Raw genomic sequence first — 15,646 nt, forward strand, 5'->3', positions numbered from 1 at the left:
CTACCGTCGGGCAGATGAGCGAGCACATCACCGTCCCGACCCCCGCCGGACCCGCCGAGGCGTACGTCGCCGGGGAGCCGGGCCGGCCGGGCGTGCTGTTCTTCGTCGACGCGATCGGGCTGCGGCCGCAGGTGGAGCAGATGGCCGACCGGATCGCCTCCTGGGGATACCTCGTCCTCGTGCCGCACGTCTTCCACCGCGACGGCTCCGCCGCGGAGCTCGCGCCGCAGGGCGACCTGCGCGAGGCCGCGGCCCGCGAGGCGTTCTTCGCCGGCGGGGCGATGGACCGGGTCCACGCCTACACCCCGGACCTCTCCGGCCCCGACACCGACGCCTGGCTGGCCGCGCTCGCCGAGCGGGCGGGTGAGGGCCCGGTCGGCGTGACCGGCTACTGCATGGGGGTGCGGCTCGCGGTCCGGGCCGCCGGGCGGCACCCGGGGCGGGTGGCAGCCGTCGGCGGCTGGCACGGTGGCGGGGTGGTGGTCGACGCCCCGGACAGCCCGCACCTGGCGATCGCCGGGTCGACGGCGACGTACGCCTTCGGCCACGCCGACCACGACTCCTCGATGCCGCCGGAGGCGGTCGCCGCGCTGGAGGAGGCGCTGGTTGCCGCGGGCCGGCCGCACACCAACGAGGTGTTCGCCGGGGCGACCCACGGCTACACGATGGCCGACACCTCGGCCTACGACGAGGAGGCAGCGGAGCGACACTTCGCGCAGCTGCGCGACCTGTTCGCCCGCACCCTGGGCTGAGCGCGCGGCTGGCCGCGGCTGGTCAGGGCCGGTCGACCCCGGAGACCGCCGAGCCACTGGCCGCCACGGTGGGCCGGTCGGGGGAACCGGGGAAGGTCAGCGGCAGCTCGAGCGGTGCGCTGAGCCGGACGGTGACGCGGTCGGTCGCGGGGTCGACCGCGACGGTGTGCCGCAGGCCGGGGTAGCGCCGGTAGGCGCCGACCTCGACCAGGTAGTCGCGCACGGCCGCGGAGGCCTGCGCGGCGGTGACCACGAGCCGGCCCTCGGGCACGCCGCCCTCGTAGACGTCGGCGCCGGTCGCGCCGAGGTCGGCGCCGTGCAGGGCCGCTCCGTCGGCGAGGGTGCCGAGCCCGGAGTGCTGGAGGTACGCCGCGGTCGCGTCGACCACGACGGCGACCGCCATCGCGAGGAACACCGCGAACCCGACGATCAGCACGGTCACCTGGCCGTGCTCGTCGCGGGCCGGGTCAGTCCGCCGCGGCACCGCTCACCTCCTGGTACTGGCCGATCGGCACGGTGTGGGTCGCGTCCAGCGCGAAGCTCGGGGCCTGCCCGCCGAGCACCTCGGGCATCAGGGGGAGGTCCACGCGCGAGGCGATCCGGACGGTGATGACCGACGTGCCGCTGTGGCAGTCGGCGGGGTAGGGCGTGCAGGTGATCCGCACCGACAGCGGTGCGTCCTCGAGGCCCTGGTCGGCCAGCGCCCGCCGGGCGACGAGCTCGGCCTGCCGGGCGCCCTCGGCGTCGGTGGGTGCCAGGGCGTAGGCGCGGGCCGCGGACCGGGCCGCGGCGCCGACCCCGAACGCGCCGCGCTGGACCTCGAAGACGCTGAGCAGGATCCACAGCATCGGCACCAGCAGCAGGATGCCGAGCCAGGTCACCTCGACCAGGGCGCTCCCGAGCTCGCCCCTGCCGTGCTCGCTCCTGCCGTGCTCGCTCCGGCGAGGGCCGCTCCGGGGCCGGTTCACGGGGCGTCCTCGAGCGGTCGCTCCTCGACCGCGTGGCCGCGGACGTCGAGCTCGACGGCCGGCCCGCCGATCCCGAGCGCGGGCACGCGGACGCGCACGGTCACCTCGACGCCGGCCTGGCCGTCGACCTCGACCTGCCGCGCGGAGACGCCCTGGGCGAAGCGCCCCGAGATCGCGCCGGTGATCAGCTCGCGGGTGACCGCGGCGCCGTCGGCCGGGCCGCGGCCGGCCGTGGCGGCGTACCGCGCTCCCTCGGAGGCTGCCGCGGTGACGGTGTTGCGCACGAGCAGCACCAGCGCGACCTGGAGGATGCCGAGGAAGAGCGGGACCAGCACGACGAGCACCAGCACGAAGTCGACGACGGCGGCCCCGCGCTCGCGCCCGGCCGCCCGCCGCACTACCGCACCTTGCCGAGCGCGCTGTTGAGCAGCTGGGTGAGCTGCTGGTCGGCGACCTGCCAGATCACCATCACCAGTCCGGCGGTCATGACGGTGACAAGGACCCAACCGGGCACGTCGCCCCGCTCGTCCCGCTCGCGGGGGGCGGTGAGGGTCGACAGCACCGCGTGGAGGCGCTGGAGTGCGGCGTCGAGGTGTTCCATGGTGGTTCCTTCCCGAGACATCAGTTGGGGTGTGCCGGCGCTAGGGCGTGGTCAGGCTGAGCCCGACGACGCCGGGCCAGAAGGCGAACAGCACGGTCACCGGCAGCACGAGGAACACCACCGGCACCATCATCAGCACCTCGCGGCGGGCCGCGACCTCGATCAGCTCGCGGCGGCCGGCCTCGCGGACGTCGGCGGCCTGGGCGTGCAGGACGTCGGCCAGCGGGGTGCCGCGCTCGATGGCCACGGCGATGCCCTGGGCGAAGCGGGCGACCAGCGGGAGCCCGGAGGTCGCGGCGAGGCGGTCGAATGCGGCCGAGACCGGCTCGCCGGTGCGGACGGCGGCCAGCACCCGGGCGAGGTCGGCGGAGAGCTCGCCGCCGCTGCGGGCCACGACCCGGTCGAGCGCCGAGACCGGGCTCTCCCCGGCGGCGACCGAGAGGGCGAGCAGCTCGGCGACGGTCGGGAACTCCTCGAGGATCCGCCGCTCGCGGGAGCGGACCTGACCGGTCAGGTGGCTGTCGCGCGCGAGCACGCCGAGGACGAACGCGATCACGCACAGCACCACCGAGGTCAGCACCCCGCCGGGGTCGGTGAGCGCGCCGATCACGCCGTACGCCGCCGCGACGGCGAACGCCGTCAGGCCCCACAGCACCTGCTCGACGCGGAAGTCGTGGACGCTCCGATCGAGGCCGGCCCGCTCGAGACGCCGGCGCACCGAGGACGCGCCCCCGAGCACCCGCTCGACGGCCTCGGCCGCGGAGCGCAGCGGCGGGCCGTACACCGCCGCGACGACCGAGCGCGGCGGGACCGCCGGGGTGGTGAGGCCGACCCGGGGCAGGTCGCGCAGGTAGGGCAGCACCCGCACCGACAGCTGCGGCCGGCGCGTCGCCACGACCCGGGTCCCGACCAGCAGCAGGCCGGTCGCCGTCGCGGCCCCGAGCAGCCCGCCCCACACCACCGGGGTCACGAGAGGATCCGCCGCTCGACGGGCAGCCGGCCGATGCGCATCATCAGCCGGTAGGCCAGGACGCAGGTCGCGGCGCCGACCACCAGCACGACCACGCCGCCGGGTGAGGCGTAGCGGCGGATCACCTCGGACTGGAAGGACATGAACAGCAGCACCAGCCACGGCGCGGCGACCGCCAGCCGGGCGCCGTTGACCGTCCACGCCTGCCGCGCCTCGAGCTCCGAGCGGGTCCGCAGGTCGTCGCGGAGGTAGCCCGAGAGGTTGCGCAGCAGCCGCCCGAGCTCGCCGCCGCCGACCTCCCGGGCGACCCGGAGGCCCTCGACGACGCGGTCCCCGACGGGGTCGGCCAGGCGGTCCTTCAACCGGTCCAGGCACTCCCCGAACCGGCCGGTGACCTGGTAGTCCAGTGCGAAGTCGGCGAACGCCGGCTGCAGCGGCTCCGGCCCGCGGGTGCCGAGCGCGGCGAGCGCGTCGGGCAGCGACATGCCCGCCCGGACCGCGCTGGTCAGGTGGTCGACCGCCTCGGGCCAGACCTCGGCCAGCTCCCGCTGCCGGCGGCGGGCCCGCCCGGAGACCACGGCGACGGGCAGGTAGCCGCCCATCGCCCCGAACGCCAGCGCCACCGGGGCCGTGCCGGAGACGGCCTGGACCACGACCGCGACCAGCGCCCCCGAGACCAGGCACAGCGCCAGGAACGACGCGGGGGACACCGACCGCAGGCCCGCGCGCGCCAGCAGCCGCTGCGTGCGGCCCTCCGCGCGCACGACCGGCCGCGGGCCGCGGGGCAGGAAGAAGGCCGACCAGACCAGCAGCAGCCCGACGCCCACGCCGAGCCCGACCAGCGCCCCCACGTCAGCGGCCCTCGCGGACCGGCCCGGCGAGGATCGCGTGCACGTCGATCCCCGCGCGCTCGAACAGGTCCAGCCGCGGCGGCATCCCACCGACCCGGCGCAGCTCGCCGCCGCTGCGCCGGAAGACCGGCTCGGTCTCGATGACGTCGTTCTCCACCCGCCCGGGGACGCCCACGACCTCGTTCACCCGTCGTACGCCGTGCTCGTCGACGCCGAGGTGGACCACCAGGTCCACGGAGGAAGCCACGGTGGGGACCACGAACCGGGCCGAGATGTTCTCCCCGGCGAGCAGCGGCAGGGTGCACATCTTCACCAGCGCCTCGCGGGCGGAGTTCGCGTGGATGGTGCACATGCCCGGCAGGCCGGCGTTGAGGGCGAGGAGCAGGTCGAGGCACTCCTCGGCGCGCACCTCGCCCACGACGAGCCGGCTGGGCCGCATCCGCAGGCTCTCCTTGACCAGCTCGCGCAGCCGCACCGCACCCGTGCCCTCGAGACCGGCCTGGCGGGTCTGCAGCGGCACCCAGTCGGGGTGGTGGAAGCGGAGCTCGAAGACCTCCTCCGCGGAGATCACGCGCTCCCCGCCGGGGATGGCGCCGGCCAGGCAGTTGAGCATCGTCGTCTTCCCGGCCTGGGTGCCGCCGGCGACGATCACGTTGAGGCCGGCCCGGATGGACGCCTCGAGGAAGGTCGCCGCGCGCGGGCTCAGGGAGCCGAGCTCGACCAGGTCGGAGAGGCGGGCGGCCTTGAGAACGAACTTGCGGATGTTGACCGCCGAGAAGCCGCGGCTGATGCCTTGGAGCACGACGTGGAGCCGGTGGCCCTCGGGGAGCATGGCGTCGACGAAGGGGGTGCTGACGTCGATGCGTCGGCCGCTGGACTTCAGCATCCGCTCGACGAGCTCGTCGACCTGGGCGGTGGTGAGCATCAGGTTGGTCAGCTCGTGGCGGCCGTTGCGGGCGATGAAGACCCGGGTGGGGTCGTTGATCCAGATCTCCTCGACGCTGGGGTCGTCGAGGAAGGGTTGGAGGGGTCCGAAGCCGGCGACGCGGGCGACGAGCTCGCCGACGAGGGCGGAGGGGTCGTGGAGGGCGGCGACCTGTCCGGTGAGGCTGCGTTGGTCGTGGTCGCGCACGACGGACTCGGCGATGCGGCGTACGACGGCGGCGTCGCGCTGGGGGTCGACGCCCGCGCGGCGGACGGCTTCGCGGACGTGCTGGTCGAGCTGCTCGACGAGGTCCGGGTGCTCCGGGTGCCGGGCGTGGTCGGCGCGGGGTGGTGCGGGATGGGTCAGTGACATGCAGTCCCCCCGAGATGGTTGCCGCCGCTGGGGTCCATTCATCACCGCGGTGGGCGGTCTGTAAAGGATTCGTCGGGGATCTGTGGACAACGGGACGGGTGTGACCCCAGGGGCGGATGTCGGACCGGGTACTGGCCCCGAGCGACCGCGCGGGCGCACACGTTCCCGTCCGAGCGGCCTAGCCGACGTCGCCCACCGGCCGGGGCACGTCGGCGAGGGCGGACCGTCCGAGCCAGTGGGGGAGGTCGCGGCGTACGTCGGAGGGCCCGTCGACGGCGCAGTCGCCGCTGGCGAGCAGCTGCGGCCAGTCGAGGTCGCCGCGCCACAGGCGGGTGAGGTGGCGCAGGCCGGTGCGGACCGTGACGGTGACCTCGAAGCCCGGGTCGTAGTCGCAGACGTCGATCTCGTTGCCGACCACCACGATCCACCAGTGCGCGACGCGTGCCTCGACGTCGTCGAACTCGATCGCCACCACGGTGCGGGAGCGCGGCCAGGCGGACAGCGGGACGGTGCGCTTCATGTCCCACAGCAGCAGGTGCGGGTCGAGGTCCTCGGCGCCCAGCTCACCGACCCAGCGCACGCCCCAGACTCCGAGTGCCTCGACGATGCCGTGCAGCTCACGTCCGCTCTCGGTGAGGGAGTACGACGTGCGGCCGCCGTGCTCGCTGCGCCGTACGACCCCGGCGCGCTGGAGGGTGCGCAGCCGCTTGGACAGCAGGGCGGGCGACATCCGCGGTACCCCGCGCCGCAGCTCGTTGAAGTGGCTGCTGCCGGAGAGCAGCTCGCGCACGACCAGCAGCGTCCACCGCTCGTCGAGCACCTCCATGGCCTTGGCCACCGGACAGAACTGGCCGTACGCCGACATGCTGACCTCCCGGATCGCGCGCTTGAGTCCAGTAGACGCCTGCCGGGAGCGGGTGACCAGTGCAGATCCTGAACCGCTGCCGGTGCAGAAACGGCACTGGCGGACCGGCACCCATGCTGACGAGCATGGGTCTTCCGAGACGCCACCTGGAGGAGCCATGACCCACACCCCCGCACCCACCGCCCTGAAGGCCAAGCACCGCGCCCTGTGGGCCCTCGGCGACTACCCCGACGTGGCCGCCACGGTGATCCCGGACCTGGGGCAGGCCCTGGTGGAGGCCTGCACGGTCTCCGAGGGCGACCGGGTCCTCGACGTGGCCGCCGGCTCGGGCAACGCCAGCGTCCCGGCCGCCCTCGCCGGGGCGGAGGTGACCGCGAGCGACCTTACCCCCGAGCTGCTCGAGGCCGGCCGGGCCCGGGCCGAGGCGGACGGCGTCTCGCTGACCTGGGAGGTCGGTGACGCCGAGGCGCTGCCCTACCCCGACGCGTCGTTCGACGTCGTGATGTCGTGCGTCGGCGTGATGTTCGCGCCGTTCCACCGTGTCGCGGCGGGGGAGCTGCTGCGGGTCGCCCGCCCCGGCGCCCGGATCGGCCTGCTGAGCTGGACCCCGGACGGCTTCATCGGCCGGATGTTCGCGACCATGAAGCCCTACGCCCCACCCCCGCCCGAGGGCGCGCAGCCGCCGCCGCTGTGGGGCGACGAGACGCATGTGCGCGAGCTGCTGGGCGAGGGCGTCGCCGACCTGAGCGCCGTACGGCGCACGGTCACGGTGGACGGCTTCGCGACGCCCGAGGCGTTCCGCGACTACTTCAAGGCCTGCTACGGGCCGACGATCGCCACCTACCGCGGCCTCGACCAGGACCGCGCCGCGGCGCTCGACGAGGACCTGGCCACCCTCGCTCGCGGCTTCGACGAGGGCGGCGGGGTCATGCGCTGGGAGTACCTGCTGGTCACCACCCGCCGCGCCTGACCGCTGACCCGTCACCACCGCGGGGAGCGGGATCCGTGGGGACGATCACGCCCCGGAACACCCGCGGAACGCCGCCGCCCGGAGCCGGCGGCCGGGGCGGCTACGGTTCGCCGCGAGGCCGGTCGGCCTCCCCGTTCCCCGTCTGCCGAGACGTCTTCCCGCGCCCGTTCGCGCGGACGCTCGGCCATGCCCGAAAGCAGCAGCATGTCGCCACGCCGTGTCCTCGTCAGCGCCCTCACCCTCCTCCTGGCGCCCGCCTTCGTGACCGTGGCCGCCGTGCCGGCCCACGCGGCGGGCGGGAGCACCAAGGCCGGGAACGGCGTGACCTACCAGTGCTACCAGCACTCCTACGAGTACTCCGTGGACCTGCCCGAGGACACCGAGTCCTGGAGCATGGACGTCTCCGTCGAGGGCCCCGACGGGCTCGAGGCGACCTCCGACTTCCTCTACGAGGTGCCGGCCTCGGGCCGGTCCAGCTTCCAGGTCTGCAGCTTCGACATGCCGGGGACCTACACGATCCGCGCGAGCGTCGAGGCCTATGACAGCAGCTGGGAGGAGACGACCTTCGAGCTCGCGCCGTCGACCTTCACGCTGCGCAAGCCCCGGACGAAGACGACGATCAAGGCCTCGACCACCCGGCCGCGCAAGGGCCAGGTCGTGCGCTTCACCGTCGTGAGCAAGGACGAGCGGCCCCGCGGCTACTTCGCCCACGCCTACGCCGACGTCGTCCTCCAGACCTTCAAGGCCGGCCGGTGGGTCAACGTGAAGGGCACCAAGACCTACACGGGCAGCACCGGCCGCGCGGTGATCAAGACCCGCTTCGCCGGCAGCAAGGTGCGGATGCGCGCCCGCACCCTCGCCGACGACGACACCACCGGCTCGCAGTCGGCAGCGGTCACGCTCCGCCGCTGACCCGCCGCTCGTGAGCGCTGGGGCGGGGCTGGGGCGACGGCAGGTTCGGTCGTTACGGTGCGGGCGTGCTCACCCGTCTCGGAACCCTCCTGATCGCCCCGGCCCTCGCCGCCGCCGTCCTGGTCCTGCCGCCGCCGGCCCAGGCGGCGACCCCGGCGAAGGAGTACGCCGCGCAGGCGTTCGCCACGACCAACAAGGTCCGCGCCAACCACGACCGCGCCCGGCTCAAGCAGGGCGCCTGCCTGCGGAAGGCGGCCGCGCGGCAGGCCGCGGCGATGGCCGAGCAGGAGCGGATCTTCCACCAGGACCTGACGCCGCTGCTGGAGAGCTGCGGACTGTCGATGGTGGGGGAGAACGTCGCCTCCGGCTACCCGACCGGCAAGGCCGTGGTGCGCCAGGGCTGGATGACGTCGCCCGGCCACCGCGCCAACATCCTGCGCAAGGGCTACACCCGGATGGGGATCGCGGCGCGCAAGTCCGGCGGCGCCTGGTACGTCGCGCAGGTCTTCGGCCGCCCCGCCGCCTGACCCGGCTCCTGACCCCCGCGCCGCGCCGCGATGCGCGCGGCCGTTCGCGGGCGGCGTACTCTTCACCATCGTGGCAGGCCCCGACTTCGACGTAGCGATCAAGCAGCTCCAGGCGACCATGCGCACGATCGAGCAGGTGCTCGACGTGGACGCGATGCGCAGGGAGATCGCCGACCTCGGTGAGCAGGTGGCGGCCCCGGACCTGTGGGACGACCAGGCCAACGCCCAGCGCGTCACCGGCCGGCTCTCCGCGCTCCAGGGCGAGCTCGAGCGGTTCACCAACCTCTCCGACCGGATCGAGGACCTCGGCGTGCTCGTCGAGCTCGGCCAGGAGGAGGGCGACGCCGACTCCATGGCCGAGGCCGAGGCCGAGCTGGGCAAGGTCCGCAAGGCCGTCGAGGCGCTCGAGGTCCGCACCCTGCTCAACGGCGAGTACGACGCCCGCGAGGCGCTGATCTCGATCCGTGCGGGCGCCGGTGGCGTGGACGCCGCGGACTTCGCCGAGTCCTTGATGCGGATGTACACGCGCTGGGCCGAGCAGCACAAGTACCCCGTGGAGGTCTTCGAGACCTCCTACGCCGAGGAGGCCGGCCTGAAGTCGGCCACCTTCGCCATCCACGCGCCCTACGCCTACGGCACGCTCAGCGTCGAGGCCGGCACCCACCGGCTGGTGCGGATCAGCCCCTTCGACAACCAGGGCCGCCGCCAGACCAGCTTCGCCGCGGTCGAGGTCGTGCCGGTGCTCGAGCAGACCGACGAGATCGAGATCCCCGAGGAGGAGATCCGCGTCGACGTCTACCGCTCCGGCGGCCCGGGCGGCCAGTCGGTCAACACGACCGACTCCGCGGTCCGGCTGACCCACATCCCCACCGGCACGGTCGTCAGCTGCCAGAACGAGAAGAGCCAGCTGCAGAACAAGGCCAGCGCCATGGTCGTGCTCAAGGCCAAGCTCCTCGCGCGCAAGAAGGCCGAGGAGAAGGCCCAGCTCGACGAGATGCGCGGCGACGTGCAGGCGTCGTGGGGCGACCAGATGCGCAACTACGTGCTGAACCCCTACCAGGTCGTCAAGGACCTGCGGACCGGCTTCGAGTCCGGCAACCCCTCGGCGGTCTTCGACGGCGACCTCGACGGCTTCCTCGAGGCCGGCATCCGCTGGCGCCGCGGCGCCGACCGCGCCGAGGAGAACTGACCGACGCGCTCAGCGGGCGCCGGTGGTCGCGGCGACCACGGCCGCGCACCAGCGGCTGGTCCGCGCCAGCTGCTCGGCGCGGTCCAGCGAGCGCGGCGCGCTGATCGAGCACACCACCCACGCGTCCCCCAGCAGCCCGCGGTACGACGCCTCGCGCACGTCGCCGCGCCGGCAGACGAGCGCCACGCCCGGCTCGCCGAAGGTCGGCGCGTCCGCGACCCGCGAGCAGCCGCGTCCGCCCGTCGCGAGCCGCACCAGCCCGCGGGCCCGCGCGGGGGTCACCGGCGGCGCGAAGACCCAGCCGCGCGCCGTCGTACCCCCGGTCGACCAGAGGCAGCCGTGCTCGTGGGCCACGTCGGTGACCCGCGGGGTCAGCGCCGCGCTCTCGCCGTTGCCGTAGGCCTCGGCGCGGGTCGGGGCGCCGCCGAGCGCGGCCTCGACGGCGGCGGGGGCGATCCCGGCGCAGAACGGGCCGCGGACCGCGGCGAGGCCGCGGGTCTCGAGGTCGTCCAGGTCGGTGTCGGGGTCGAGCGCGACGGGCGGCGCGGCGGTGGGGGAGGTGGGGCCGGCGGGTCCGGAGGAGCCCTGCGGGTCGCTGAGCACGACGCCGACGCCGACCAGCGCGGCGGTCGCGACGAGGCTGGCGATCAGCGCGCGGACCCCGGATGGCATGGCCCACACCGTAATGAGGCACACCTCACCGTTCCTGGGGGTGGTGGCTCGGCTCGCGTAACGTCTCTGGGGTGATTCGCTTCGAGAAGGTCACCAAGACCTACCCCGGCACGGGCAGCCCGGCGCTGGACCAGGTGTCGGTCGACATCGAGAAGGGTGAGTTCGTCTTCCTCGTGGGACAGTCCGGCTCGGGCAAGTCCACGGCGCTGCGGCTGATGCTGCGCGAGACGCGCCCGACCTCCGGCCGGGTCTACGTGGCCGGCAAGGAGATCAACCGGCTCGCGAGCTGGAAGGTGCCGCGGCTGCGCCGCCAGATCGGGACCGTCTTCCAGGACTTCCGCCTGCTGCCGAACAAGTCGGTCGCCGAGAACGTCGCCTTCGCCCTCCAGGTCATCGGCCGCTCCCGCACCGACATCCGCCAGGTCGTGCCCGCGACGCTCGACCTGGTCGGGCTCGAGGGCAAGGCCGACCGGATGCCCGATGAGCTCTCCGGCGGTGAGCAGCAGCGCGTCGCGATCGCTCGCGCGTTCGTCAACCGGCCGATGATCCTCATCGCCGACGAGCCCACCGGCAACCTGGACCCGGCCACCTCGGTCGGCATCATGAAGCTCCTGGACCGGATCAACCGCACGGGCACCACCGTCGTCATGGCCACCCACGACCACGGCATCGTCGACCAGATGCGCAAGCGCGTCATCGAGCTCGAGGACGGCCGGGTCGTGCGCGACCAGGCCCGCGGCGCCTACGGCTTCCAGCACTAGCGCCAGCCCGGGCGCCGGCCACCGCCGCCGTCGCCCTGCAGGCCGGCGCTCGCGCCGGCCACCCGTCGTACCTCCCAGGACCCCTCAAGGAACGGAAGCGCTCCTCCCTCATGCAGCTTCGCTACGTCTTCACCGAGCTCGGCCAGGGCCTGCGCCGCAACGTGTCCATGCACATCGCGGTGGTCCTGACGCTGTTCGTCTCCCTCACCCTCGTCGGCCTCGGCCTGCTGCTGAACCAGCAGGCCGACAAGGCGGCCGACCAGTGGGGCTCCCAGCTGCAGATCACCGTGTGGCTGTGCAAGGACGACGACGACAACCCGCGCTGCACCGGGGAGGTCACCGAGCCGCAGAAGGAGGCGATCGCCCAGGCGATCGAGGAGAACCCCGAGGCGGAGAGCCACTACTTCGAGACCAAGGAGGAGGCCTTCGAGAAGATCAAGGAGCTCCTCGGTCCCGAGCGGTTCGAGGGCCCCAACCCGGCGGCGACCGTCGACGACATGCCGCAGTCGGTGTGGATCACGCTGAAGGACCCCAACGAGTTCGAGGGGATCACCAGCGCCGTGCAGGGGCTGCCCGGCGTCTCCTCCATCCGCGACGCCCGTGAGGTGCTGCAGCCGATCTACGGGTCGATCACGGCCCTGAAGTACGGCGCGTGGGGCACGGCGGCGTTCCTCGTCCTCGCCGCGCTCATGCTCGTCGCCAACACCATCCGGCTCGCCGCGCTCGCCCGGCGCCGGGAGATCGCGATCATGCGGCTCGTCGGTGCCTCGACGCTCTACATCGCGCTGCCGTTCCTGCTCGAGGCGATCGTCACGGCCGTCGTCGGCGTCGCGCTCGCCTCGGGGGCGCTGGGGGCGTTCATGTGGTTCGGCATCCACGAGCGGGCGGCCACGGGCCTGACGTTCATGCCGTGGATCGGGCTGTCGGAGTACACCACGACCGTCCTCGCGATCGGGGTGCTCGGCCCGGTGCTGACCCTGCTGCCGACACTCCTGCTGACCCGCAAATACCTCAAGGTCTGAGCTCGGTCGCTTACCGTCGTCTTCGGTGTCACAGCGGCACCACCTGTCACACCTGCCACTCCATCCCCTGTTTCGCCGAAGACGAAGGCTGACCCGGTGCGTCTCTTCCCCCGTACCGCACGCCGACGACTGGCCGCAGCGACCATCGCCTGCTCTGTCGCCGTCGGTGCGCTCACCGTCCCCCTCGCTGGTGCCGAGGAGGACCTGAAGGACCAGCAGAAGCAGGTCCAGAAGGACCTCGAGCACGCCGCCGACGACCTGGAGCACTCCAGCGCCCGGGTGCGCAAGGCCACCGGCCGGCTCGACGCGGCCGTCGCCCAGCTGCGCGAGGCCAAGAGCGAGCTGGCCGACGCGCGGACCCGGCTCGGCGCCGCCCAGCGGCTCGACCAGCGGATGCAGGCCAAGCTCGAGGCCGCCGAGGAGCGGCTCGAGACCGCCCGCGCGGCGCTCGCCGACGGCCAGGAGGACCTGGAGGTCCAGCGCGGCCGCGTCACCGACACGATCACCTCGATCTACCAGCAGGGCGACCCCCAGCTGCTCGCGTTCGCCTCGATCCTCGACGCCCAGACCCCCGAGGACCTCACCCGCCGGATGGCCGCCCAGGACGCCATGGTCGGCCGGGAGACCCGCGCGTACGACGGCCTCCATGCGGCCGAGGTGCTGCTGCAGGTGCGGGAGAACAACGTCGAGGCCGCCACCAACGAGGTCGCCGACCAGCGGCGTGACGCCGCGGAGCACCTGAAGACGATGCGCGCCCTGCACCAGGAGACGCGGGAGGCCACGGTCAAGGTGCGCGGCCTCGTCGCCGGGCGGCGTACCGCCCAGCAGGCCGCCGCCCGCGCCCGCGCCCAGGACCAGGCCGTCCTCGAGCGGCTCCAGGCCAAGGAGCGCCGCATCAAGCAGCGCATCCTCGAGCAGGCCCGCCGCGCGAAGGCCAAGCACCGCGGCTACCGCGGCGCGACCGACGGGCTGCTCATGCGCCCCACCGCCGGCCCGGTCACCTCGCCCTACGGCTACCGCGAGCACCCGATCTACCACTACTGGGGCCTCCACGACGGCACCGACTTCGGCGCCGCCTGCGGCTCGCCGCTCTACGCCGTCTCCTCCGGCACCGTGATGACGCGCTACTACTCCTCGGTCTACGGCAACCGGCTCTACCTCAACGTCGGCCAGGTCAACGGCAAGCTGATCACCGCGGTCTACAACCACGCCACCCGGTACGTCGTCAGCCCCGGCCAGCAGGTCGAGCGCGGCCAGGTCGTCGGCTACGTCGGCAGCACCGGCTGGTCCACCGGCTGCCACCTGCACTTCACCGTCCTCGCCAACGGGTCCTCCACCAACCCGATGCCGTTCTTCTGACGGGCTCTGTGGGGCGGGGTTCGCGGGCGGGGCTCGCGTACCACCTTTAGGTGGGACGTGTTCGCTTCCGGGTCAATATATTGGCCCAGAAGCGGTTGCATCCCACCTAAAGGTGGTACGTCTTCGGGCCCGCCGAGCCGCCCCAGGCGGCCCCGCGCCGGGCACGCCACAACCGCGTTGCGCGTCTCTGGGAGGATGGTGGGATGCCGAAGGAGCAGGGCCAGAAGATGATCGCGCAGAACAAGAAGGCGCGACACGACTTCGCGATCGAGGACACCTTCGAGGCGGGTCTCGTGCTGCAGGGCACCGAGGTGAAGTCGCTGCGCCAGGGCCGGGCCTCCCTGGTCGACGGGTTCGTCGACATCGACCGCGGCGAGGCGTGGCTGCACGGCGTGCACATCCCGGAGTACTCCCAGGGCACCTGGACCAACCACTCGGCCCGCCGCAAGCGCAAGCTGCTGCTGCACCGCATGGAGATCGACAAGATCGAGCGGCGGGTCAGCGAGAAGGGCCTCACGGTCGTGCCGCTCGCGCTGTACTTCAAGGACGGCCGCGCCAAGATCGAGATCGGCCTGGCCAAGGGCAAGAAGTCGTGGGACAAGCGCAACGCCATCGCCGAGCGCACCGCCGACCGCGAGAAGGAGCAGGCGGTCGGCCGGTTCCTCAAGGGCATGCGCGACTGACGGGGAGCGCGGTCAGAGCGCCTCGGCGTCGATCACGTCCAGGCGCCCCCGACCCAGCCGGACCACCCCCTCGGCCGCGAGCTGCTGGAGCACGAGGTTCACCGTGGGCCGGGTCGCGCCGACGAACTCGGCGACCTGGTCCTGGGTCAGCGGTACGACGGGTCGGGCACCGCCCTGGTCGGCGAAGCGGGACGCCAGGTCCCGCAGGCCGCTGCGGACCCGCTCCTCGATGCTGACGTGCATCAGGTCGCGCACCCGGGCGCTGAGCTCGCGCACCCGGCGGGCGAGCAGGCCCGCCAGCCACCGCTCGACCCCGGGATGGGCGTCGCAGATCTCGGCGAAGGTCGTCGCGGTGAGCACCTGGGTCACCACCGGGTCCAGGCACACCACGCTCGCCGAGCGGGTGCCGGCGGCGCCGGGGAGCAGGCTGCCGGGGAGCAGCGAGAGCTCGCCGATGACGTCGCCGGGGCCGAGGACGTTGAGCAGGGCGGCGCCGCCCTCGGCGGTGAACGTGCGCACTGCGAGGTGGCCGGAGACGACCAGGTGCATGGTGTCGGCGGGGTCGTCCTCGTGGAAGAGGAAGTCGCCGCGGGGCCACCGTCGGGTCGCGGTCGCAGCCATCACCGCGCGGCGCTCGGTCTCCGAGAGCGATCCCAGCAGGGGCCAGTCCACGCGCGCAGTGAAGCACGCCCCGGTTGTGTCGGCCGGCCGACAGCGCTGCTGGTCGAGACCGCTTGGGCTGCTCCCGGCCGCCCGCGAGGCGGAGAGCGGTGGGAGAGCGGTGGGAGAGCGGGGGGTGGGGGCGATGGTCTGGTTCGAGTCGTTGCGCACGGTGGGGCGCAACCGGTCACTGGCGCGGCTGCTGCTGGCGCTGACGTGCTCGGTGATGGCCGACGCGGGCTTCGTGACGACGGCGGCGGTGTGGGCCAACCGGGCCGGCGGCCCGGGCGCGGTCGGCGCCTTCACCGCGGCGACGTTCGCGGTGAGCGCGGTGGCCGCACCGGTCGCCGCCCTGGTCGGGGACCGGACCGCGCGGCGTACCTTCCTCCTCGTCGTGGACTCCGTGCGGCTGGGGTGCGCGGCCGGCGCCGGGCCTGCACGGCGCTCCCGACGCCGCTGCCGACGCTGCTCCTGGCCGGCGCGGTCGGCGTGCTCGCCGCCCCGGCCCGCGGGCCGGAGCACCATGTGACCGACCGTGTGACCGACCATGTGACCGATCCGGCAGACCGGTCGCTGTCGGACACCTA

General features: G+C 73.7%; 20 protein-coding genes. 10 read left to right on the forward strand and 10 right to left on the reverse strand.

Going from position 1 to position 15,646, the window contains the following annotated elements:
• Window positions 1–14 precede the first annotated feature (14 nt).
• Entirely contained in the window at window positions 15–752 is a 738-nt protein-coding gene (locus tag HPC71_RS05490; protein WP_154616782.1) for a dienelactone hydrolase family protein, read from the forward strand.
• 22 nt (window positions 753–774) lie between these two features.
• Here HPC71_RS05490 and HPC71_RS05495 read toward each other — a convergent pair whose 3' ends face one another.
• The 8 genes from HPC71_RS05495 to HPC71_RS05530 all read right to left on the reverse strand — a co-directional run bounded on the left by HPC71_RS05495 (window position 775) and on the right by HPC71_RS05530 (window position 6,304).
• A complete protein-coding gene (locus tag HPC71_RS05495) occupies window positions 775–1,236 on the reverse strand; it encodes a pilus assembly protein TadG-related protein (protein ID WP_171896251.1) in 462 nt (153 codons plus the stop codon).
• Complete coding sequence (locus HPC71_RS05500) at window positions 1,220–1,720, reverse strand: hypothetical protein (protein ID WP_171896253.1); 501 nt, start codon at window positions 1,718–1,720, stop codon at window positions 1,220–1,222. Before HPC71_RS05500 ends, HPC71_RS05495 begins: the two co-directional genes overlap by 17 nt.
• Window positions 1,717–2,118 (reverse strand): TadE/TadG family type IV pilus assembly protein, encoded by a 402-nt coding sequence (locus HPC71_RS05505; protein ID WP_171896254.1) that lies wholly within the window; start codon window positions 2,116–2,118, stop codon window positions 1,717–1,719. The genes HPC71_RS05500 and HPC71_RS05505 overlap by 4 nt, the downstream gene beginning before the upstream one ends.
• Window positions 2,118–2,321 (reverse strand): hypothetical protein, encoded by a 204-nt coding sequence (locus HPC71_RS05510; protein WP_154616781.1) that lies wholly within the window; start codon window positions 2,319–2,321, stop codon window positions 2,118–2,120. Before HPC71_RS05510 ends, HPC71_RS05505 begins: the two co-directional genes overlap by 1 nt.
• A gap of 40 nt (window positions 2,322–2,361) precedes the next feature.
• Window positions 2,362–3,291, reverse strand: a complete 930-nt coding sequence (locus tag HPC71_RS05515) for a type II secretion system F family protein (protein ID WP_171896256.1) — start codon at window positions 3,289–3,291, stop codon at window positions 2,362–2,364.
• On the reverse strand, window positions 3,288–4,142 hold the full coding sequence (locus tag HPC71_RS05520) for a type II secretion system F family protein (protein WP_171896258.1): 855 nt from the start codon (window positions 4,140–4,142) through the stop codon (window positions 3,288–3,290). The genes HPC71_RS05515 and HPC71_RS05520 overlap by 4 nt, the downstream gene beginning before the upstream one ends.
• A 1-nt stretch (window position 4,143) precedes the next feature.
• The gene (locus HPC71_RS05525; RefSeq protein ID WP_154616779.1) at window positions 4,144–5,439 is read right to left on the reverse strand and encodes a TadA family conjugal transfer-associated ATPase; all 1,296 of its coding nucleotides are present in this window, start codon (window positions 5,437–5,439) and stop codon (window positions 4,144–4,146) included.
• 178 nt (window positions 5,440–5,617) lie between these two features.
• Window positions 5,618–6,304: a winged helix-turn-helix transcriptional regulator gene (locus tag HPC71_RS05530; protein ID WP_154616777.1), complete on the reverse strand. Its 687-nt coding sequence runs from the start codon at window positions 6,302–6,304 to the stop codon at window positions 5,618–5,620.
• A 157-nt stretch (window positions 6,305–6,461) separates the two neighbouring features.
• On the opposite strand from HPC71_RS05530, the gene HPC71_RS05535 reads away from it, so the two are divergent.
• The 4 genes from HPC71_RS05535 to prfB all read left to right on the forward strand — a co-directional run bounded on the left by HPC71_RS05535 (window position 6,462) and on the right by prfB (window position 9,902).
• The gene (locus HPC71_RS05535) at window positions 6,462–7,274 is read left to right on the forward strand and encodes a class I SAM-dependent methyltransferase (RefSeq protein ID WP_154616775.1); all 813 of its coding nucleotides are present in this window, start codon (window positions 6,462–6,464) and stop codon (window positions 7,272–7,274) included.
• A 204-nt stretch (window positions 7,275–7,478) separates the two neighbouring features.
• Window positions 7,479–8,186 carry a hypothetical protein gene (locus HPC71_RS05540; protein WP_154616773.1) on the forward strand — a complete coding sequence of 236 codons (708 nt, stop codon included), beginning with the start codon at window positions 7,479–7,481 and terminating at the stop codon, window positions 8,184–8,186.
• A gap of 65 nt (window positions 8,187–8,251) precedes the next feature.
• Window positions 8,252–8,713 carry a CAP domain-containing protein gene (locus tag HPC71_RS05545; protein WP_171896260.1) on the forward strand — a complete coding sequence of 154 codons (462 nt, stop codon included), beginning with the start codon at window positions 8,252–8,254 and terminating at the stop codon, window positions 8,711–8,713.
• 70 nt (window positions 8,714–8,783) lie between these two features.
• Window positions 8,784–9,902 (forward strand): peptide chain release factor 2, encoded by a 1,119-nt coding sequence (gene prfB, locus HPC71_RS05550; protein ID WP_171896262.1) that lies wholly within the window; start codon window positions 8,784–8,786, stop codon window positions 9,900–9,902.
• Window positions 9,903–9,911: 9 nt separating this feature from the next.
• Here the strand turns inward: prfB and HPC71_RS05555 are convergent, their stop codons facing one another.
• Window positions 9,912–10,574 carry a hypothetical protein gene (locus tag HPC71_RS05555; protein ID WP_154616770.1) on the reverse strand — a complete coding sequence of 221 codons (663 nt, stop codon included), beginning with the start codon at window positions 10,572–10,574 and terminating at the stop codon, window positions 9,912–9,914.
• Between the two features lie 71 nt (window positions 10,575–10,645).
• Here HPC71_RS05555 and ftsE point away from each other — a divergent pair, with 71 nt between their 5' ends.
• The 4 genes from ftsE to smpB all read left to right on the forward strand — a co-directional run bounded on the left by ftsE (window position 10,646) and on the right by smpB (window position 14,399).
• Window positions 10,646–11,335, forward strand: a complete 690-nt coding sequence (gene ftsE, locus HPC71_RS05560) for a cell division ATP-binding protein FtsE (protein WP_171896264.1) — start codon at window positions 10,646–10,648, stop codon at window positions 11,333–11,335.
• Between the two features lie 110 nt (window positions 11,336–11,445).
• The gene (gene ftsX / locus HPC71_RS05565; RefSeq protein ID WP_154616768.1) at window positions 11,446–12,357 is read left to right on the forward strand and encodes a permease-like cell division protein FtsX; all 912 of its coding nucleotides are present in this window, start codon (window positions 11,446–11,448) and stop codon (window positions 12,355–12,357) included.
• A 96-nt stretch (window positions 12,358–12,453) separates the two neighbouring features.
• On the forward strand, window positions 12,454–13,716 hold the full coding sequence (locus HPC71_RS05570) for a peptidoglycan DD-metalloendopeptidase family protein (RefSeq protein ID WP_154616766.1): 1,263 nt from the start codon (window positions 12,454–12,456) through the stop codon (window positions 13,714–13,716).
• A gap of 203 nt (window positions 13,717–13,919) precedes the next feature.
• Window positions 13,920–14,399, forward strand: a complete 480-nt coding sequence (gene smpB, locus HPC71_RS05575; protein WP_154616765.1) for an SsrA-binding protein SmpB — start codon at window positions 13,920–13,922, stop codon at window positions 14,397–14,399.
• Window positions 14,400–14,411: 12 nt separating this feature from the next.
• Here smpB and HPC71_RS05580 read toward each other — a convergent pair whose 3' ends face one another.
• Complete coding sequence (locus tag HPC71_RS05580; protein WP_171896266.1) at window positions 14,412–15,071, reverse strand: Crp/Fnr family transcriptional regulator; 660 nt, start codon at window positions 15,069–15,071, stop codon at window positions 14,412–14,414.
• Window positions 15,072–15,204: 133 nt separating this feature from the next.
• Here HPC71_RS05580 and HPC71_RS05585 point away from each other — a divergent pair, with 133 nt between their 5' ends.
• Window positions 15,205–15,588 carry a hypothetical protein gene (locus HPC71_RS05585; RefSeq protein WP_171896268.1) on the forward strand — a complete coding sequence of 128 codons (384 nt, stop codon included), beginning with the start codon at window positions 15,205–15,207 and terminating at the stop codon, window positions 15,586–15,588.
• The last annotated feature ends 58 nt before the right edge of the window (window positions 15,589–15,646 follow it).

The sequence above is a fragment of the Nocardioides marmotae genome, from assembly GCF_013177455.1.
Taxonomy (GTDB): domain Bacteria; phylum Actinomycetota; class Actinomycetes; order Propionibacteriales; family Nocardioidaceae; genus Nocardioides; species Nocardioides marmotae.